The 19,764-nt window shown below is 61.6% G+C and carries 20 protein-coding genes; 17 read left to right on the top strand and 3 right to left on the bottom strand.

All coding sequences use genetic code 11. The annotated features are described in order from the left end of the window. Positions 1-898 precede the first annotated feature (898 nt). Together H7X45_RS11800 and H7X45_RS11795 are read left to right on the top strand one after the other, a co-directional pair. On the top strand, positions 899-2,806 hold the full coding sequence (locus H7X45_RS11800) for a ribonucleoside-diphosphate reductase subunit alpha (protein ID WP_187337142.1): 1,908 nt from the start codon (positions 899-901) through the stop codon (positions 2,804-2,806). A 78-nt stretch (positions 2,807-2,884) separates the two neighbouring features. After that, positions 2,885-3,109, top strand: a complete 225-nt coding sequence (locus H7X45_RS11795) for a hypothetical protein (RefSeq protein ID WP_187335051.1) — start codon at positions 2,885-2,887, stop codon at positions 3,107-3,109. Between the two features lie 104 nt (positions 3,110-3,213). Here H7X45_RS11795 and H7X45_RS11790 read toward each other — a convergent pair whose 3' ends face one another. After that, complete coding sequence (locus tag H7X45_RS11790; protein WP_187335050.1) at positions 3,214-3,438, bottom strand: DUF2171 domain-containing protein; 225 nt, start codon at positions 3,436-3,438, stop codon at positions 3,214-3,216. A 178-nt stretch (positions 3,439-3,616) separates the two neighbouring features. On the opposite strand from H7X45_RS11790, the gene H7X45_RS11785 reads away from it, so the two are divergent. The 5 genes from H7X45_RS11785 (at position 3,617) to H7X45_RS11765 (ending at position 6,703) form a co-directional block, all read left to right on the top strand. Further along, entirely contained in the window at positions 3,617-3,793 is a 177-nt protein-coding gene (locus tag H7X45_RS11785) for a hypothetical protein (protein ID WP_187335049.1), read from the top strand. A gap of 25 nt (positions 3,794-3,818) precedes the next feature. Next, complete coding sequence (locus H7X45_RS11780) at positions 3,819-3,995, top strand: hypothetical protein (protein WP_187335048.1); 177 nt, start codon at positions 3,819-3,821, stop codon at positions 3,993-3,995. A gap of 24 nt (positions 3,996-4,019) precedes the next feature. Further along, positions 4,020-5,069: a ribonucleotide-diphosphate reductase subunit beta gene (locus H7X45_RS11775; RefSeq protein ID WP_187335047.1), complete on the top strand. Its 1,050-nt coding sequence runs from the start codon at positions 4,020-4,022 to the stop codon at positions 5,067-5,069. A gap of 447 nt (positions 5,070-5,516) precedes the next feature. Beyond that, positions 5,517-6,047: a DarT ssDNA thymidine ADP-ribosyltransferase family protein gene (locus tag H7X45_RS11770; RefSeq protein ID WP_214645492.1), complete on the top strand. Its 531-nt coding sequence runs from the start codon at positions 5,517-5,519 to the stop codon at positions 6,045-6,047. A gap of 5 nt (positions 6,048-6,052) precedes the next feature. Beyond that, positions 6,053-6,703, top strand: a complete 651-nt coding sequence (locus H7X45_RS11765) for a DarT1-associated NADAR antitoxin family protein (RefSeq protein ID WP_187335045.1) — start codon at positions 6,053-6,055, stop codon at positions 6,701-6,703. A gap of 52 nt (positions 6,704-6,755) precedes the next feature. Here H7X45_RS11765 and H7X45_RS11760 read toward each other — a convergent pair whose 3' ends face one another. Continuing rightward, the gene (locus tag H7X45_RS11760) at positions 6,756-7,904 is read right to left on the bottom strand and encodes an extracellular catalytic domain type 1 short-chain-length polyhydroxyalkanoate depolymerase (RefSeq protein ID WP_187335044.1); all 1,149 of its coding nucleotides are present in this window, start codon (positions 7,902-7,904) and stop codon (positions 6,756-6,758) included. 112 nt (positions 7,905-8,016) lie between these two features. Further along, positions 8,017-8,580 (bottom strand): thermonuclease family protein, encoded by a 564-nt coding sequence (locus H7X45_RS11755; protein WP_246449451.1) that lies wholly within the window; start codon positions 8,578-8,580, stop codon positions 8,017-8,019. A gap of 305 nt (positions 8,581-8,885) precedes the next feature. Here H7X45_RS11755 and H7X45_RS11750 point away from each other — a divergent pair, with 305 nt between their 5' ends. The 10 genes from H7X45_RS11750 (at position 8,886) to H7X45_RS11705 (ending at position 19,716) form a co-directional block, all read left to right on the top strand. Beyond that, positions 8,886-9,218 (top strand): STAS domain-containing protein, encoded by a 333-nt coding sequence (locus H7X45_RS11750; protein ID WP_187335043.1) that lies wholly within the window; start codon positions 8,886-8,888, stop codon positions 9,216-9,218. Next, the gene (locus H7X45_RS11745; protein ID WP_187335042.1) at positions 9,215-9,583 is read left to right on the top strand and encodes a response regulator; all 369 of its coding nucleotides are present in this window, start codon (positions 9,215-9,217) and stop codon (positions 9,581-9,583) included. The genes H7X45_RS11750 and H7X45_RS11745 overlap by 4 nt, the downstream gene beginning before the upstream one ends. Then, the gene (locus tag H7X45_RS11740; protein WP_187335041.1) at positions 9,580-11,577 is read left to right on the top strand and encodes a chemotaxis protein CheA; all 1,998 of its coding nucleotides are present in this window, start codon (positions 9,580-9,582) and stop codon (positions 11,575-11,577) included. The genes H7X45_RS11745 and H7X45_RS11740 overlap by 4 nt, the downstream gene beginning before the upstream one ends. A gap of 1 nt (position 11,578) precedes the next feature. Continuing rightward, positions 11,579-12,082: a chemotaxis protein CheW gene (locus H7X45_RS11735; RefSeq protein ID WP_187335040.1), complete on the top strand. Its 504-nt coding sequence runs from the start codon at positions 11,579-11,581 to the stop codon at positions 12,080-12,082. 57 nt (positions 12,083-12,139) lie between these two features. Further along, the gene (locus tag H7X45_RS11730; RefSeq protein ID WP_187335039.1) at positions 12,140-13,840 is read left to right on the top strand and encodes a methyl-accepting chemotaxis protein; all 1,701 of its coding nucleotides are present in this window, start codon (positions 12,140-12,142) and stop codon (positions 13,838-13,840) included. Next, a complete protein-coding gene (locus H7X45_RS11725) occupies positions 13,837-14,316 on the top strand; it encodes a chemotaxis protein CheW (RefSeq protein WP_187335038.1) in 480 nt (159 codons plus the stop codon). The genes H7X45_RS11730 and H7X45_RS11725 overlap by 4 nt, the downstream gene beginning before the upstream one ends. 88 nt (positions 14,317-14,404) lie before the next feature. Further along, entirely contained in the window at positions 14,405-15,262 is an 858-nt protein-coding gene (locus H7X45_RS11720; RefSeq protein WP_187335037.1) for a CheR family methyltransferase, read from the top strand. Between the two features lie 4 nt (positions 15,263-15,266). After that, positions 15,267-16,349 (top strand): protein-glutamate methylesterase/protein-glutamine glutaminase, encoded by a 1,083-nt coding sequence (locus H7X45_RS11715; RefSeq protein ID WP_187335036.1) that lies wholly within the window; start codon positions 15,267-15,269, stop codon positions 16,347-16,349. Then, positions 16,346-18,145 carry a hypothetical protein gene (locus H7X45_RS11710; RefSeq protein WP_187335035.1) on the top strand — a complete coding sequence of 600 codons (1,800 nt, stop codon included), beginning with the start codon at positions 16,346-16,348 and terminating at the stop codon, positions 18,143-18,145. The genes H7X45_RS11715 and H7X45_RS11710 overlap by 4 nt, the downstream gene beginning before the upstream one ends. 224 nt (positions 18,146-18,369) lie before the next feature. Next, the gene (locus tag H7X45_RS11705) at positions 18,370-19,716 is read left to right on the top strand and encodes a dicarboxylate/amino acid:cation symporter (protein WP_425498170.1); all 1,347 of its coding nucleotides are present in this window, start codon (positions 18,370-18,372) and stop codon (positions 19,714-19,716) included. Positions 19,717-19,764: the final 48 nt, after the last annotated feature.

Below are 19,764 nucleotides of genomic sequence, written 5' to 3'. Positions count from 1 at the left end.
CAGCGCTGGTAGCAATGACGACAGAGTGTACCGGTGCGTCCGCTTGTGCATCCGCGGAAAAATTTTTTCACCCCTCGTTCCGGCCTTTCCCTGAACCAAAACCACCCTCACTCCACGAGTCGCGAAGGCATCCGTTGGCAAACGGATCACGGAAGTCACTGAGCGCGAAGTGAAAAGCCGGTTAACCCTCTTGCAGTTTCGTCCGGTCAAAGCCTATCTGGTAGGTGGTTGGTCTCCAAACATACAACATCTTGTGTTTGCGCTGTGAGGGCTGCGCGTCGAGCGAGGAAATACCTAATGAAGACATTTCGTGAACAACCATACCAAAGGCGATCCTTCACACTGGCGAAGGTATGGGTTCGAGATACCCGGGGCGATCCTGATATTCCCGTCAGTGATTCGTTCGAGCTCACGTTCGTTCCGAGCGAACTAGGACCGCGCCGCTATCCGAACTTCGACACCTGAAGGCGCGGCAGCTCCGACGCCGAGCAAATAAGCTTTTGACATTCGTTCAGCCAAGCGCTGCTGGCAGTGAACGGATTTGTTCTGGAAATGATTTCCATCCGCCCGCATCATCAGCGCAGAGAAATTTTTGCTCAACAAATCGTTAGCTTTTTCGCGGCTTTTAGCTGGCTGCTCACATTGCAAGCTGTTTTCGGCGTTGCACGAGAGGCGCTAGCAATTTACACCACAAAATGTAGCGACGCGGCACAAGCCACACCATATCTTGCGGGTATCTCCAGGATACCCATGGTAGAAATTGCAACCGGAAGGCACTGCTTTTCCGGCATAAACGATTCGTACCCTAGACCGGCCTGCCGTTAGCAAGTTGTGAATAACTTTGGAGGGCGGGGCGTTGGATTTCAGGGAAACGGAAGCGATGAACAAGGCGAGCGTCATGGAAGAGCGGACCACGGTGGACCAGGAAGCCGAAACCACCACGACCGGTGCGGGCGGCAGCAAGTCGATCGACGCGCGCCGGTTCGATGTCGTCACCGATCCCTCCCGCGATGCGCTCCTCACCGATTTCGGCAAGGAAACGCTGGAAGACCGTTATCTGCTGCCGAACGAGGGCTATCAGGATCTCTTCGCCCGCGTCGCATCCGCTTATGCGGACGATCAGGAGCATGCGCAGCGTCTCTATGATGCCATTTCCAAGCTCTGGTTCATGCCGGCAACGCCCGTGCTGTCCAATGGCGGCACCGGCCGGGGCCTTCCGATCAGCTGCTACCTGAACTCGGTCGACGATTCGCTGGAAGGCATCGTCAACACCTGGAACGAGAATGTGTGGCTGGCGAGCCGCGGCGGCGGCATCGGCACCTATTGGGGCAGCGTGCGCGGCATCGGTGAGCCCGTCGGCCTCAACGGCAAGACCAGCGGCATCATCCCCTTCGTACGGGTGATGGATTCGCTCACCCTCGCCATCTCGCAAGGCTCGCTGCGCCGCGGTTCGGCCGCCTGCTATCTCGACATCTCGCACCCGGAAATCGAGGAATTCCTCGAAATTCGCAAACCCAGCGGAGACTTCAACCGCAAGGCGCTGAACCTGCACCATGGCGTGCTGATATCGGACGAGTTTATGGAGGCGGTGCGCGCCGGCGACGATTTCGATCTGAAATCGCCCAAGGACGGCAGCGTGCGGGCGACAGTGAACGCACGCGCGCTGTTCCAGAAGCTGGTCGAAACCCGCCTAGCCACGGGTGAGCCCTATATCGTGTTCTCCGACACGGTGAACAACAGCATGCCCAAGCATCATCGCGATCTGGGCCTGAAGGTTTCCACGTCCAATCTGTGCAGCGAAATCACGCTGCCCACGGGCACCGACCATCTGGGTAACGATCGCACCGCGGTCTGCTGCCTGTCCTCGCTCAACCTCGAAAAATGGGATGAGTGGAGCACGGACAAGATGTTCATCGAGGACGTGATGCGCTTCCTCGACAATGTCCTGACCGATTTCATCGAGCGGGCGCCCGACGAAATGGCGCGCGCCAAATATAGCGCGGCGCGCGAGCGTTCCGTGGGCCTTGGCGTGATGGGCTATCACAGCTTCCTCCAGGCGCGCGGCCTTGGCTTCGAGAGCGCGCTCGCCAAGAGCTGGAACCTCAAGATCTTCAAGCATGTCCGCGCGCAGGTGGACACCGCATCGATGATGCTGGCCAAGGAACGCGGCCCGTGCCCCGATGCCGAAGATATGGGCGTGATGGAGCGCTTCAGCTGCAAGATGGCCATCGCGCCGACCGCGTCGATCTCGATCATCTGCGGCGGCACCAGCGCCTGCATCGAGCCGATCCCGGCCAATATCTACACGCACAAAACGCTGTCGGGCAGTTTCGTCGTGAAGAACCCGCATCTCGAGGCGCTGCTGCGCGAGAAGAGCAAGGACAGCAACAATGTCTGGAACTCGATCCTGGAGAAGGGCGGCAGCGTCCAACATCTCGACTTCCTGACGCCGGAAGAGAAAGACAGCTTCAAGACCAGCTTCGAGATCGACCAGCGCTGGCTCCTCGAACTGGCTGCGGACCGCGCGCCCTATATCGATCAGGCGCAGTCGCTGAACCTGTTCATCCCGGCCGATGTGGAAAAGTGGGATCTGCTGATGCTCCACTTCCGCGCGTGGGAGCTGGGCGTGAAGTCGCTTTATTATCTGCGTTCCAAGAGCGTCCAGCGCGCCGGGTTCGCGGGCAGCAAGGAGCCCGAGGACGTGCGCGGCGGCGTGGAGGCGGACAACACGCTCGATCCCAAGAAGGTCGAGCTGATGACCACCGCCGGCACCACCGATTACGACGAATGCCTGGCCTGCCAGTGAAGGCGGCCGGGGTCGATCGGTCGTCCTGAACGCATCTAAGACGGACGTCCGGGCAAGCCGGCGACGGGGGATAGGATATTGACCTTTTCGGACTGGATCCTGCTGACGGCCGGTATCGCCTTTGTCGCTGTCGGCCTCTATATCCGGGCGGAGCCTCAGCGCCTGTTCGTTCGTGAGGACGAGCCTACGCAATACCGTTCTGGCACCGTCGAATATGAGTCCGCGCAAGGGCGTTTTTTGCGCCGCATGGTGCCGGTCTACATCGCGGCCGGCGTCATAATGGCCATCGCGGCGTTCCTGTGAGACGCGTGCCTTCCCCACAAAGGTCGACCCCGAAAAGCGCGAGGCTTTCCGGGGCCGCTTTTGCACGCCCGGTCGCCCGGGCGCGAAACTCTTGTTCGGTACACTTAGACTTTGACGTCTTCCGCGGTCGGCTGATCAACCTTCAGATAGACACGGTTGTCCTCCACACGGTCGACCATGTCTTCGTCGATGAAGTGGTGGCGGTTGTCGTCACTGTCGCTCTTGGTGAGCTTGATGCGATCGCCTTCCTTCTCGTCGACGGTGCCGACATGCTGGCCGTTCTTGCCGACCACTTCCATATGTTCCTTGATCCGAAACTTATCGAACATAAACCTCTTCCTTCCTGCGAACTGCTTGATTTTATACCGGTCTTTTCCGCCGGTCTCTCAAAGGTTCAATGCACGGGGGCGCCCGATCGTTCCGCGGCCTCCGCGCTTTCCACCGCTGTCCGCATGTCGTTCGCCGCAGGTCAGCGCGCGTACAGCCGCATTGTGCTAAGGGAGGGTCATGACGCTCATCATCCTGATCATCGCGGTGTTCATCGGCGCCGCCGCTCTATCCACCTTCGCGCGCAATGTGGACGATGGGCAGAAGCGCGCCGCCATGTTCGCCACGTCGGGACTGCTGCTGATCGGCGCGATGGTCTCGCTCATCGTCATGCTGTTCCGCTATCATATCGTCTGACGCACACCGCGCGAAGGGCCAGCCTGTGAACTGGCTGTTCTTCATCCCCGGCCTGGTGCTGCTGATCGGCGCGATCCTGATCGGCACCGGCTATTACAGCCAGCGCAAGGCGGGTGAGAGCCCGCCCCGCGTGGTCCGCACCGCCGGTCTCGTCATCGCCGCCCTCGGCGTCCTTTTCATCATACTCGCCATTACTTTTTAGCCCGCCATAAGGAGGCAAACCGCCATGTCCCTCACCGAAGCCCGCAAGACCTACAAGCCCTTCGAATATCCCTGGGCCTATGACTTCTGGAAACGCCAGCAGCAGATCCACTGGATGCCCGAAGAGGTGCCGCTGGGCGAGGATTGCCGCGATTGGGCGCAGAAGCTGTCCGAGCATGAGCGTAACCTGCTGACGCAGATCTTCCGCTTCTTCACCCAGGCCGATGTCGAGGTGCAGGATTGCTATCACGACAAATATGGCCGCGTGTTCAAGCCCACCGAGGTGAAGATGATGCTCACCGCCTTCTCCAATATGGAGACGGTGCACATCGCCGCTTATTCGCACCTGCTCGACACCATCGGCATGCCCGAAAGCGAATATGGCATGTTCCTGGAATATCAGGAGATGCGCGACAAGCATGACTATCTGCAGCAGTTCGGCGTGGATTCGGACGAGGATATCGCCCGCACGCTCGCCATGTTCGGCGGCTTCACCGAAGGGCTGCAGCTGTTCGCCAGCTTCGCGATGCTGATGAACTTCCCGCGCTTCAACAAGATGAAGGGCATGGGCCAGATCGTGTCCTGGTCCGTGCGCGACGAAAGCCTGCACTGCGAGGGTATCACCAAGCTGTTCCACGCCTTCTGCGCGGAGCGCGACTGCCTCACCAAGGCGGTGAAGGAAGACATCACCGATGCCTGCCAGAAGACCGTGCGGCTGGAAGATGCGTTCATCGATCTTGCCTTCGAAATGGGCCCAGTGCCCGGCATGACGGCGAACGAGATCAAGAAATATATCCGCTACATCGCCGACTGGCGTCTTGGACAGTTGGGCCTGAAGCCGGTCTACATGATCGACGAACATCCCCTCCCCTGGCTCGCCCCGCTGCTGAACGGCGTGGAGCACGCCAACTTCTTCGAAACCCGCGCCACCGAATATTCCAAGGCGGCCACCCGCGGAAACTGGAACGAGGTCTGGGACAGTTTCGACCGGCGCAAGAAGAAGGTCGCGAATGAGGACGTTGTGGCGGACGAGGGCGAGGACATGTTCGCGCAGGCCGGGGTTGCGGCAGAGTAACTCTTGGACCTAAAAATGTTCGAGTGGAAGGGACCTCATTTCGATTTCCACTCGAACAAACCTCTCGCGCTTAGCATGGCGCGCTTATAAAAACGGGCGCGCCTTCGGCCTCTGTAATCCGAAAACAAAAGTAGCGGTTATTCGCTCCGCTACTCATCTATTGCTTCGGGCTATTTCGCTTTGGACCCCTGACACCGACATAGGTGCAGATATCACCGCGAACGATCCGTTTCTTGGATGACGTGGTCAGCAGGGAATGCGAGTGAGTAGTTCGCAAGCTCGCCGCCTTCACCCCTTGCTGCGCAGACTTTCTGCAGAGGAAAGTCGTTCTTTCAGGCGACCTGAACCAACTGCAACCGAAATGGAGTGGAGTTCCTCCATAATGACCCCGTCTCCGCGCGCGAATAGCATGTCGGAACGCTAAGCCACGCCTCCAATCCGGAGGTAATGATGAGCACCGTCGAAAGTCTATTGGCCCGAATGAAGGGCTCTCACAATTCCTGTTTCTATCACTTTACTGATCTGCAGAATCTACCTTCCATCCGTGAGCACGGACTCCTTTCCTTAGTCAAGATGGAGGAGATGGGGCTGCGCCCGCCCAAACCAGGCGGAACACAGCTCAGCAGAGATCTCGATGCGCATTATCGCCTGAACCGCTATGTTCACCTTTGCTTCTGGAATCAGCATCCGATGGAATATGTCCAGAAGCAGAATGGGCATATAGGAGAGACGAAGTTTCTGGAGATCAATCCAGCCATCGTAAGGGCCGAAGGCGCAATCGCTACCAAGGAGGTCTCTATCAAAACTGGGGCCGTGCCACTCCCGGTGGAAGAGATGCTACCGAATCTTGATCTGGAAGTTTGTTACGACAAAACAGATTGGAAAGATAAGGGCGTTCAGGCCCGCAAACAGCTGGCTTACAAATACGAACTTCTTATTCCTGACCAGGTGCCGCTCGACATGATCTTAAACCTTTAAGTCCGATGGCAAAGCGCCCCGTTTTTGTCCCAAACCGTACCGGCTCCAAACTAGTGACCGAAGTGCCGGTGGAGTTCACTTGGCACCCGGGCATGGCAGCTTCGCAAAAGAAAAAAAATGTAAGCGCGTTGCATGAAGCTGCCGCGCGGAACCGAGGCCTTCCCTATATTCTTGAGATATCGAGCAAATCGGAGCGTAAAGCGGGCACCAGGCTGAGCGCATTTCATCTACCACTCTGCAACGATGGGTATGAAGCGCCGCTCGAATGCTGGTTTCAAGGTAGCAAGGTCTTTCAGGACGGCGGCCCTTACACGGATCTTTATCACGTTTCGCCGCGCGAGGCCAAACGTGACCCGCGACTGCGCGAAAGCGGCAATCTGATCGCTTTCCGCTTCGAGGGCCGTGACTATCCGCTAAGCCCTGCCACCGCCTTCTATGACTGGATCTATATTCGCGCGATCGCGCCCCATAGCGAATGGGCGCAAAAACTAGGACGCTTCGATGCCTTCAGCGACATCGAGTTCAACCCCGCCAAGTCGATCAACTGCCAAGCACGGTCTTGCGCCACCTTCGTTGCGCTGTGCTGGCGGGACGAGGTTCGAGCCTGTGCGGAGGATTTCGACCATTTCGTCAGCCTCCAGAGCCAATCGGTCTAAACGCCTGCAGAACTAAAGAGCACTTCGGACACGCGAGAAGACGTTTGGTTACTCACATCAATCCCGCTGCCCTCAGTGCCTTTTCGATGACCGCCTGGACGCCGGTTGTTTCGGGCTCCGGCTTGGGCTCGGCTTTGGGGGGGAGGTGCACCACTTTGGCGGTGGCTTTGCGCGACGTCGAAGCTTTTGATTTCGCGGCGCTAGCTTTAGCCCCTTTAACTTCGGTCAGGCCGAAGAAGGCGGCGATACGGCCGGTGGAATCCAGTCCTACGTCCAGCATGTGCGCGCCCGCCGTTCCGGCCTCTCCGTCGCCCGTGCCGGGACGCAGAGGTACGCCGTGGCCCATGCCGGCAATTGCGTAGAGTTCGACCAGTTCGCGCCCCTCGGCATCGGTCCACGCGCTGCGGCGGTGGGGGCCGATGCTTTCGGTGAGCGCGGGCGGGCCTTCCAGTCCGTGGACGCTGCGCCATTGGGCGGCCACTGCATCGCCATTGGCCGCCACCACGGTGTGATCGGCATTGCCCTGCCACACGGATACGCGCGGCCAGGGGCCTTGGTGCTCCGATGCGGCGCGGACATGATCGCCCAGCGAACCGGCATCGGCGGTGCTTCGCCCGGCCATCGCGTCCAGCGCCTGCGGCACATTGCGCGCAATACCGTGCGGCAGTCCGGCGATGATCGCGCCGCTCGCGAACAGATCCGGATAGGCGGCGAGCATGGAGGCGGTCATCGCGCCGCCCGCCGAAAGGCCGGTGATGTGCACGCGGGCGGGATCGAGCCCGTGGCGCGTCACCGTCGCCTCGATCATGGATGCGATCGAGGCCACTTCGCCTTCCCCACGCGCGGTGTCCTTGGGCTGAAACCAGTTGAAGCAGAGATTGGGGTTGTTGCCGCGCGTCTGCTCCGGAACCAGCAACGCAAAGCCGTAACGGTCCGCCAGATGGGACCATCCGCTGCCGCGATCGAAGCCCTGCGCGTGCTGCGTGCAGCCGTGCAGCACCACCACCAGCGGCGCGCAGGGCGCCAGATCGGCCGGGATGTAGCGATAGGCCGAAAGCGCGCCGGGATTGGACGCGAAGTCGTCGAACCGCTCCAGCCGCCCGGCGGTGGGCTGCGGGCCGCCGCGCAATCCGGCAAACGCCTCCGTAAGGGCATCGGAAATACCGGCAGGCAAACCGTTCGGCAGATTGGTGTCACGCATGAGCTCAAACCTTAAACGCGGGCGGCTCTATCATATAGGAAGCATTTGCTGCGGTGCAGCATGAAATGCGTCGAGATGAGTTGCACAGCATGCATCCGCACGGCAAAACCGCTCAGCACCAAGGCCTGCGCCCATTCCCATAGGGCCGCGCCAGCCCCTCGGCGATCAGGCGATCGCCCACCGGGGCGCCATCGACATAGACCCGGGCGAGGGTGCGGCCGTAGCGGTCTGTGCCGTCGCGCGAGACGCTCACGGCGCCGCCGTTCAGCAGCGCGTGGAGGCGGTTGGTGGCCGCATGGCCCAACTCTGCCTCTCGGGCGCAGCGCGGGGGGTGGGTTTCGGGAGTGTCGATGTCCAGCAGCCGGATTTTCTCACCGTGCATCCAGATGGTGTCGCCATCGACGACACAGTTGATACCGCCGCCGCGATGGCATTTTGAGAAGGCCAGCCGCTCGCCCGGTCCGGACGGTGCCGCCGCCGACAGGCCCGGCACTGCGATCCCTTCTCCGGCGAGCCACTCCGGCCCCCAGAGAATGGCCGCGAACAGAAGCACCGGCGCGGCCATCAGCCAGCGATCGAAAGATGTACGGCGATCGGCGCGTGCACCACGGCCCGGCCGGTAACTACGCGGCGCTTTGCGATAGCCGCCATCGATCACGCGGAAATGCTTGCTCATACATGAGCGTCATGCCGCGCCGTGCTGAACAGATCCCTAACCCCTACCGTGCAATCGGCACCGAAGCGGACCGATGATCGTACCGAATCGGACCAAGCAAAACTGGAAGTTGATTCGCGCTGACACGCTTGCGCCAGTCATGCCGTAGACAAAACGGCGTAGTCCGACTTTGCCCTGAAAAGTCCTGAACCCCGCATTACTCACCACTTATTTCGGCGACTGATAACAGTGCTTCCCATACTTTACGCTGCGTTAACCACCGCGTGCCACTTACGATCAAATCGCTGTATCCAGGGGGCGGCATCTTGATCTCATCCGAAGTCAGTACCAGTCGTACGTCCGTTGCGCTCGAATACGCAACCATCACCAATATCGAAGAGTGGCGCGCCGCCATCGATCACGCTCTTGCCGACGAAGGCGAGGTGCGCATCGATATTGGCGAACTGCAGACCGTCGATCTCAGCTTCCTGCAACTTGTCGAAGCGGCGCGGATCGATGCGTCAGGCCGCGGCAAGCCAATACATCTTTCCCATCCCGCAACCGGCCCGCTGGCTGATCTGCTCCAACGTTCGGGGCGGCTCACCCATGCGGATGCCGAAGATCACGCATTCTGGTTTCACGGAGAACTCAGCCAATGACCGCTTCCATTCTGACGGTGGATGATTCCCCCTCCATCCGCATGGCGATCCGCATCGCGCTGACCGGTGCTGGTTACACTGTAACGGAGGCCGGTGACGGTGAAGAAGGCCTTGCCGCAGCCAATGCGAACAAATTCGACATGATCGTGACCGATCTCAACATGCCGAAGATGGACGGGCTCTCCATGATCCGCGAGTTACGCAAGCAGCCCGCGCAGGCCGGTGTGCCCATCATTTTCCTCACCACGGAATCCGACGCCGATATGAAGGCGCAGGCCAAGGCGGCGGGCGCGACCGGCTGGCTGGTGAAGCCCTTCGTGCCTGAGCAGCTGACCAAGGTTGCACGCAAAGTGCTCGGCCGGTGAGCGGTCAGGACCATTCCGATCCGATCGAAACCTTCCGGATCGAAGCGGCCGACGTTCTGAACGAAGTCGAGCAGGCACTGCTGGACCTGGCCGAGAACCCTGGCGACAAGGACCTTGTCAACGCGGTGTTCCGCGGGCTGCACACGCTCAAGGGATCGGGCGCGATGTTCGGCTTTGACGATCTGGCGGGCTTTACGCATCACTGCGAGAGCGCGTTCGATCAGGTACGCAAAGGCGCGGTTGCGACGACGCCGGAACTTATCTCCATTGTGCTGAGCGCGCAGGATCGCATGCGGGCGCTGGTCGATGGAGAGGTGGACGAAGAAAAACAGGCGCTGATCCTTGGCAAGTTGAGCGAAGCCGTTGCGGCGGCTTCTGGCCAGGCACCGCCCGCCTCCGCTCCGGCGGAAGGCGAGGAGGCCGAAGGCTGGCGCGTTCGCTTTCGCCTGCCTGCCGACTGCATGGCGAACGGCACCAATCCGCTCTTCCTGCTCGACGAACTGCGCGAGCTGGGGGAATGCGAGATTGCCCTCCTCACCGATCAGATTCCTGCATGGGCCGATCTTGACCCGCGCGAATGCCATTTGGGCTGGGATGTCACGCTGAAAGGCGCGATCGACCGGCACGATATCGAAGATGTGTTCATCTTTGTGATGGACGACATGGAGCTATCGATAGAGCCGCTGGCCGATGCGCCCGCCGAAACCCAGAGCACGTCAGCTCCGCCTTCGCGCGAGGCAGCGGCGACGCCCACACAAGAAAAAGCAGCTGTAGGCAATGCGTCCGCGGCGGACGGCAAGGCACAAGGCGGCAAGACCGCCGGCGATACGCTGCGCGTGCCCGCGGAGCGGCTCGATGAATTGATGGACCGGGTGGGCCAGCTGGTCATCGCCCAGAGCCGTCTTTCGCAGATCGCCCACGGCAATATCGATCTCGCCTTGCGGTCCGTCTCGGAGGAGATCGAACGGCTTTCGGGTGAACTGCGCGACACCATGATGGTGATGCGCATGGTGCCTGTATCATCTCTCTTCGGTCGGTTCCGCCGCCTGATCCACGATCTGTCCGAGGAGACCGGCAAGGCCATCACGCTGACGACCGAGGGCGAAGGCACCGAAGTCGACAAGACGGTGATCGAGCGATTGTTCGATCCGATCGTCCATCTTGTCCGCAATTCCTGCGATCACGGGCTGGAAACGCCTGAGGAACGCAGCGCGGCGGGCAAGCCCGAAGAAGGCAATGTCACCCTGTCGGCGCATCAGGCGGGCGGCGAGGTGGTGATCACCATCCGCGACGATGGCCGCGGGATCAACCGGGACCGCGTGCGCGCCAAGGCTGAAGAGAACAGTCTGATCAAGCCCGATCAGGTGCTGAGCGACCAGGATCTGTTCCAGCTCATCTTCCATCCCGGCTTTTCCACTGCCGCCACCATCAGCAATCTGTCGGGCCGCGGCGTGGGTATGGACGTGGTCAAGCGCACGATCGAAAGCCTGCGCGGCACCATCGAGGTGACCAGCGAACCGGGCCAAGGCTCGACCATCGCGCTGCGCATTCCGCTGACGCTCGCGATCATCGAAGGCTTGCTGGTCCGCGTAGGCGAGCAGCGCTACGTCATTCCGCTGTCCAGCGTGGAAGAGTGCATCGAGCTGTCGCTGGAAGACGATATGCGCCATCGCGGACGCAGCCTGATCTCGCTGCGCGGTGCGCTGGTGCCGTTCCTGCGCCTGCGCGAGCTGTTTACCAGCGGTACGAAACCCGATCCTTATCAGAAGATCATCGTCGTCTCGACCGGCGCCGAACGGGTCGGCCTGGTGGTGGATCAGATCATTGGGAACCATCAGACGGTCATCAAGTCGATGTCCGCCTTCCACCGGAGCGCGGCTTCCTTCTCCGGCGCGACTATCCTGGGCGACGGCGCCGTCGCGCTGATCCTGGATGTGCCGCAACTCGTCTCCCTCGCCCAGCAACAGGAGGAGCGGCTGCAGGCCGCGGGATAGAATGACGACCAATCCAACATCCGAAAAATCCGAAGATGGCGAGGAATTCCTGCACTTCGAACTTCAGGGCGAGGTGTTTGCGCTGGAGGCGATGATCGTGCGCGAAATTCTCGACGTGGTCACCTCCACCACGGTGCCGGGTGCCCCCGCAATGGTGAGCGACGTGATCAATTTCCGCGGAAAGATCATCCCGCTCGCCGACTTGCGTCTCGCCTTCGACATGGAGCCTGCAGAGGCCACCATCGACAGCCGGATCGTGGTGATCGAGACCGAACTGGACGAAGAGCAGCACTGGCTCGGCTTCCGGGCCGACAAGGTGCTCGAAGTCGCCGGCATCGCTGAGTCTTCCTGCGAGGAACCACCGATGGTGGGGATGCGGTGGAACCGCAAGCATGTCCGCTGCCTCGCGCGCCGGGGTGACGGCGTAATCGTCATTCCCGATCTTCCCGCGATCTTCGAGCCCACCTTGCGGTCGCCCCCCTCCGGCATGGCCGCGGCGGCTTAACGCATTTCAGTTTTCTCGAAATTTCCCGCTTATTCTTTTTGAACCAGGTGAACAGCCATGAACATGACACTTAAAGCGAAGCTGGCGGCTGCCTTTTCGGCCATCCTGCTCCTGACCGGAGCGCTCGGCTGGCTCGGCATCACGCAAATGAGTTCCATCAACGATCAATCGACGGTCATCACCGAAAACTGGTTACCCAGCATCGACACGATCCACCGCATGAACACTTTGACGGCCGAAGTCCGTACCCAGCAATACAGCAACGTGCTGGCGCAAACGCCCCAGGGCAAGAAGCGTGCGCAGGACAATTTCGAGGCTGCAAACGCTAAGCTGGATCAGCAAGAGAAGGAATATGAGAAGCTGATTTCTTCTCCCAAAGAGCGCGCAGTCTATGACAGATATCTCATCGAGACGAAGGCCTATGATGCGGACAGTGCGCGCATCCTCGAATTGTCTACGGCCGGTCAGAATGCTGAAGCAGAGCAGGCTCTTATTGCTTCGCGCGAAAACTTCTACGCCCTGCAGGATACACTGAGCGAACTGGTCAAGATGAACGTCGAGGGTGGCGACGCCGCCAGCCTCGAAGGAGACGCGATCTTTGAAAGCGCTCGCATGATCTTCATGATCCTGATCGCCATCGCGCTGGTGATCGGCGTGGGTGCCGCCCTTCTGGTGACGCGCTCGGTGCTCAAGCAGCTTGGCGGCGAACCCGCTTTCGTAAGCGGCGTGGTACGTAAGGTTGCCGAAGGCGACCTGACCGTCAGAGTCGACGTCAAGCCGAACGACCTCGACAGCGTGCTTGCTTCGGTGGCGATGATGGTCGAGCGTCTGCGCAAAGTCATCGGCGACACCACTTCGGCTTCCGATGCCGTTGCCTCGGGCAGCCAGCAGATGTCGGCCAGCGCGGAACAGGTTTCGCAGGGTGCGACCGAACAGGCCGCTTCCGCCGAAGAGGCCTCCGCCTCGATGGAACAGATGGCCTCCAACATCAAACAGAACGCCGACAACGCCGCGCAGACGGAGAAGATCGCTCGCCAGTCCTCCACCGATGCCCAGGAAAGCGGTGTCGCGGTGGAAAAGGCGGTCGGCGCGATGCGCACCATCGTCGAGAAAATCGAGATCGTGCAGGAAATCGCACGTCAGACCGATCTTCTGGCGCTCAACGCCGCGGTCGAAGCGGCGCGGGCGGGCGAACATGGCCGCGGCTTCGCAGTGGTTGCCTCCGAAGTGCGTAAGCTGGCCGAACGCAGCCAGGCTGCCGCGGCGGAAATCGGCTCGATGTCGACCGAAACCGTCACCGCCGCTACGCAGGCCGGCGACATGCTGACCAAGCTGGTCCCCGATATCCGTCGTACCGCCGAGTTGGTGACCGAGATCAGCGCCGCGTGCCGCGAGCAGGACATCGGTGCCAGCCAGATCAACGAAGCGATCCAGCAGCTCGATACGGTGACCCAGCAAAACGCCACGGCGTCGGAGCAGATCTCCAACACGTCCGAGGAACTGGCGAGCCGCGCCGAGAATCTGCAGTCGGCCATCGCCTTCTTCCGGGTGGCTGCCGACGATGCGGTCCAGTCGGTCAATGCGTCGAAAGCGAAGAAGGCGGCCTCCAGGGCTGCCGCGCCCAAAGCCAAGAAGGCCGCTCCCAAGTTCAAGCCGAACAGCGTGGGCGACCAGCAGGAACGCGCCCGCGGCTTCGCGCTCGACCTCTCGAGCGGCGGCCCGGACGCGGACGACGCCGACTTCGGTCAGGCGGCATGACGGGCGGCACCGAAACCCAGGCCGTAACATTCGGCTTGGGGGACGAGATCTTCGCGGTTCCGGTCGGCATGGTGCGCGAGATACTGGATTATGCTCCGGTATTTCGCGTCCCCCAGGCGCCGGACTGGCTCCTGGGCCTCACCGATGTGCGCGGCGCAGGCGTACCGACTGTGGACCTGCGCACCCGCATGGGCCTGCCGATGCAGGAACCGACACTTACCACGCGCATCCTGATCGTGGACCTTGCCCTCGCCGACCGTAACGTCGCGCTGGGCCTGGTTGTCGACCGGGTGCTCAACGTCACCGCGTTCTCGGCGGATCAGATCGAACCGGCACCCGATATCGGCATGCGCTGGCGGTCCGATTATATCGACGGCGTCGTGCGGCAGGACGACGGCTTCGTCATCTTGGTGGACCTGGCGACATTCTTTTCCAGCGAGGAAGCGGCAATGCTTCCCGGCCTGCAGGCGGCTTGAGCGGCTTTCCGCTCCGGCGCATCGTCTCGATCGTCTTCGAGCCGGTGGCCCTTCCGGGCCGCCGTCAGCCCCTTCCGGATTTTGTGACATGGCCTCAGCAGCTCTTGCCGCCTCCCCGATTACCGAAGACCACATATCCCAGCGCAACTTCGCGCGGCTTGCAGCCCATATTCACGAACTTTCGGGGATCAAGATACCGCTGACCAAGCGAACCATGCTCGAAGGGCGCTTGCGCAGGCGCGTGCGAGCCACCGGCACGGCCGATCTCGATGAATATTGCGAGGCGCTGTTCGACGGCGATTTCGGTGAGGGCGAGACGGAGCATCTGCTGAACGCGGTCACCACCAACAAGACCGATTTCTTCCGTGAGCCCAAGCATTTCGACTATATGGAGAGCACCATCCTGCCCGCGATCATGGCGGCGGGCACGCGCCGGCTCAGGGCCTGGAGCGCGGGCTGCTCGACGGGCGCGGAATCCTATACCATGGCGATGCTGTTCGACGATTTCGCGCAGCGGCACGGCGGCCCGGAATATGGCATTCTGGCCACCGATCTCGACAGCGAAGTGCTCGATGTGGCCCGGCGCGGCATCTATCCCCGCACGCTGCTGGATCCGGTGCCGCCGGTTCTGCGCAAGCGCTATGTGATGGAACCGATCGACCCCGCCAGCGAGAATGTCCGCATCGTCCCCGCCCTGCGCTCGGCGGTCGGCTATGCGCAGCTGAACTTCATGGACGCGCGCTATCCGGTGGGCAGCCCGATGGACATCATCATGTGCCGCAACGTCCTGATCTATTTCGATCGGCCGACGCAGGAGGCGGTAATCGGCCGGCTGTGCAGTAATTTGAAACCCGGCGGGTGGATCATGCTGGGCCATTCGGAATCCATCACCGAAATGAACCTGCCGCTTCGCCAGGTGGGCCACACCATCTTCCAGAAGGACTAGGACGATGCCGAAGAAAACTATCCGCGTCCTGGTGATCGACGATTCCGCCAGCGTCCGGCAGGCGATGACCGCCATTCTTTCGGCGGACCCGGAGATCGAGGTGATCGCTGCGGCGTCCGATCCCTTCGCTGCGGCGCGCTATATCCAGGCCGAAATGCCCGATGTGGTCACGCTCGACGTCGAAATGCCGCGCATGGACGGCATCACCTTTCTGCGCAAATTGATGAGCCAGTGCCCGGTGCCCGTGGTGATGTGTTCCTCGCTGGTGGAAGAAGGGTCCGAAACGCTGCTTCAGGCGATGGAGGCTGGCGCAGTCGATGTGATCCTGAAGCCGCGCATGGGTGTCGCCGATCATCTGAACGAAGCGCATATGCGCATTCGCGAAACGGTGAAGGGCGCGGCGCAGGCGCGTCTCGGCAGGCGGTCCGCGGCCCGCAAGGATGAGGGCCCGCAGCAAAAGCTCACCGCCGACGCGATGATGCCGCCGCCCAGCGCCGGCGCCATGCGCCGCACCACCGAAATGGTGGTATGCATCGGCGCCTCCACCGGCGGCACCGAAGCGCTGCGCGAAGTGCTGGAGGCGCTGCCGGCCAATTCGCCCGGTATCGTGGTGGTCCAGCACATGCCCGAAAGCTTCACCAAAGCCTTTGCCAAACGGCTCAACGGCCTGTGCAAGGTGGATGTGAAAGAGGCCGAAAACGGGGATACCGTGATGCGCGGTCATGTGCTGATCGCGCCCGGCGGTCTGCGCCACACCATGCTGGAGCGGCAGGGCGCGCGCTATTATGTCTCGGTCCGCGAAGGGCCGCTGGTGTCGCGGCACCGGCCCTCGGTCGACGTGCTGTTCCGCTCGGCCGCGCGCACCGCCGGGTCGAACGCGGTGGGGATCATCATGACCGGCATGGGCGACGACGGCGCGCGCGGGCTTCTGGAAATGAAGGAGGCGGGCGCACGCACCATGGCCCAGGACGAGGCGACCTCGATCGTCTTCGGCATGCCCAAGGAAGCGATCGCGCGCGGTGCGACAGACCGCATTCTGCCCTTGGGGCAAATTGCTAACGAATTACTGCGAGCATCCCAACGATGAGCATGCACTTCTCCGATCTGTCCGCAGAGCTTGCCGAAGCGCTCGATACGCAGAACGGTGGGCCGCTCCCGACGGACGGCGCTGCGGGTTCGCCCCCCGCCGGCGGCGGTCAGGACAGCCGTAGTATCGCCGCCGGTCTCTCCAGCCTTGCCGCCGGAATGGATCGGCGGTTTGTCGAGGCCGGCACAATGCTGATGACCGCGATCGAGACAATCGACCGCCTCATGGCGGTGCTGAAGGACATCAGCTCCGCCCTCGACGATACCTCCGCGCGCGATGCGATCGCAACCCTGACGGACATGGCCGAAAGGCTCGGCAGCCTGCCCGATACGCTTCAGGCCAGGGAACTCACTCTGGATGCGGCGCGATCGCATTCGGAGACGCTGGAAAAGCACCTCGTCGAAATGCGCAGGCTCCTCGATGTCCTTCGCATCTATGGGCTCAACATCAAGATCGCCGCTGGCGGAGGCGAAGGCTTCATCAAGTTCGTCGACGACCTCAATCTGCGCCTGGACGGCGGGCTGGTTGAGCTGGACGGCATTGGCGCCATGCTGGACCGGCTTGCCCCTGATCTGAAAGAGGCAGGCAGCGCCATCGACCCGCTGCGGCGGGAATGCGAGCGTGTTGTCCCCGCCGTGCCGCAGCAGCTTGCCGCCGACGCCGCCTCGCTTCAACAGCACATGCAATCGATGAGCGAACTGGCGCGCGATATCTTCTCCATTGCCGGCGATATCCAGCGAGAGGTGGCCACCGTCCTGGGGGCTCTGCAGGTTGGCGACAGCACCCGCCAGCGGGTGGAACATGTGGTCGAGACGCTGGAAATTCTGGATGGCTGGTCCGCGGATGCCGCGCCAGCACCGGAAGTGGAGCAGGCGGTTCGATCGAGCATCTACGCGCTTCTCGCAGGACAGCTTGTCGGCGCCGCCGAGGACTTCTCAGCAGGCGCAAATACGCTTCTGCGATCCTTGCAGGACATCGGGCCGCACACCACGCGCCTTCTCTCCGTCATCGAGACGGACGGCGGATCGAACGGTCCGCAGATCTTGCAGGAAGTCGAGCGCAGCATCATCCAGATGGACGATCTGACGGACCGCCTGCAGACCACCGAGGAGCAATCGGGGCGGCTTGTCGAAATGGTGGCGTCCACGCTGGCGGGGCTCGATGCGAAGCTGCAGGTGCTTCACTGGCTACGGGTCGATCTTCGCAACATAGCGATGAACACCTCCCTCCTCTGCCGCCGGTCAGGCGACACGGGCCGCGCGGTGCTGGTGGTTGCCAAGGAAATCGACGTGCTGTGCAACCAGCTGGGCGAGGAACTGGACGAAACGATCCATACGATCAGGCGTCTTTCCTCGGAAAGCTCTTCGATCCAGGAAGAGCGCCCCCGGGATCTGGACGATGGCGGTCTTGGCGGCGCGTTGGAGATTGTGCAAAAAGGATGCAGCACCAACGACGCCGGCCTCGAACAGGGCCGGGCGGATGCCAGCCATCTGATCGAACTGCTCAACCGCACCGGAACCGACCTCGCCGATGAACTGGCGCTGGAAGAAGCGATGTTAAGCGCGGGCGACGGCCTCTCGGCTTTGGCGCGGGGGGCAGCGGAACCGTGCGAAGCGGCTCTGGACCATCTAGCCGTCCTGTTGCCGCAGATCGCCAAGCTCTATTCGATGGCCCAGGAACGCGACATCCACCGCGCTTTCTCTCCCATACCAGAACCGGTTGTCGACAATTCGGACGCGGACGATCTCGGTCTATTTGGCGATGACGACGATGATGAGGACGACGGACTGTTCTGACATCTGCTGATAACGCAGCGCGCGTGTTGCTCTTGCCAACAGGAAATGCGCGGACGGCGCGGGGCCTTCGCGAACCATTTTCAGCAATGGCCTGACATTTCCCCGAAAGTTTACCATGGGAATCCTGGAGTGACCCGGATTCGGCATGATGGACTTCTGCCCGTGTCCGCTCCACGCATCTGCAGATGAAGGACAGCCGTTCGGCAGGGACCTTGGGAGAGGAAATGACCATGCGCCACGTTCAGCATTCCGCCGAACCCGCCATGCCGCCGAAATCGCGCGCCTGGTGGCAACATCTCTACGCACAGGTGCTTATCGCGATCATCGCGGGCGTCCTGCTTGGGCATTTCGCGCCGCAGACCGGCGAGGCGATGAAGCCACTCGGCGATGCTTTCATAAAGCTGGTCAAGATGATCATCGCGCCGGTGATTTTCCTCACCATCGTCACCGGTATCGCCGGGATGCGCGATCTGGCGAAGATCGGGCGCGTCGCAGGCAAAGCCTTTGCCTATTTCATCTTCTTCTCCACGCTGGCGCTGATTATCGGCATGATCATCGGCAATGTCGTGCAGCCCGGCGCGGGACTGAACATCGATCCGGCCACGCTCGATTCCAGCGCCGTCGCCGATTACGCCGCCAAAGCGCATGAAAGCTCCATCAGCGGCTTCCTGCTCGGCATCATCCCCGACACGATGGTGTCCGCGCTCACCAGCGGCTCGATCCTTCAGGTGCTGTTCGTTTCGGTGCTGTTCGGCATCAGCCTAGCACTTGTGGGTGAGCGCGGTGACCGCATCCTGAGCGTGCTGGAAGATATTTCCACGATCGTCTTCAAGTTCGTATCGCTGATCATGCGCGCAGCCCCCATCGGCGCGTTCGGCGCGATCGCCTTCACCATCGGTGCCTATGGCATCGGTACGCTGGCCAATCTCGCCGAGCTGGTAGCGACCTTTTACCTCACCGCCTTGGTGTTCGTGCTGGGCGTGCTCGGCATCGTCGCGCGGCTCTGCGGGTTCTCAATCTTCCGGCTGATCTCCTATTTGAAGGCGGAGCTGCTGCTGGTGCTCGGCACGTCGAGCTCGGAAAGTGCCCTGCCCTCGCTGATCGAGAAGATGGAGCGCGCCGGTTGCCCCAAGACAGTCGTCGGACTCGTCGTGCCCACCGGCTATTCGTTCAATCTGGACGGCACCAACATCTATATGACGCTCGCCGCACTGTTCATCGCGCAGGCGACAGGTATCGAGCTAACGCTGGGCGAGCAGATCGCTCTGCTTTCGGTCGCCATGATTTCTTCAAAAGGCGCAGCGGGTGTCACGGGTGCCGGGTTCATCACCTTGGCCGCCACCCTCTCCATCGTGCCGAGCGTCCCGGTGGCGGGCATGGCGCTGATCCTGGGCATCGACCGGTTCATGTCCGAATGCCGCAGCCTGACCAATTTCATCGGCAACGCGGTTGCCACCATCGTCGTCAGCCGCTGGGAGGGAAATTTCGACCTCGCCCAGTTCCAGGCTGCCACGTCGGGCGAGCTGCCCCGTATCGATCAGGACCCCGATCTGACCGTTCCGGAAAAATAGCCGCGCAGCCGCCGTTTTCGCCTCTATACGGGCGCAGCGAGATTGTAG

The sequence above is a fragment of the Novosphingopyxis iocasae genome (assembly GCF_014334095.1).
Classification (GTDB): domain Bacteria; phylum Pseudomonadota; class Alphaproteobacteria; order Sphingomonadales; family Sphingomonadaceae; genus Novosphingopyxis; species Novosphingopyxis iocasae.
The sequence above is the reverse complement of the archived record's forward strand: the minus strand, read 5'-3'. Positions and strand labels throughout refer to the sequence as shown.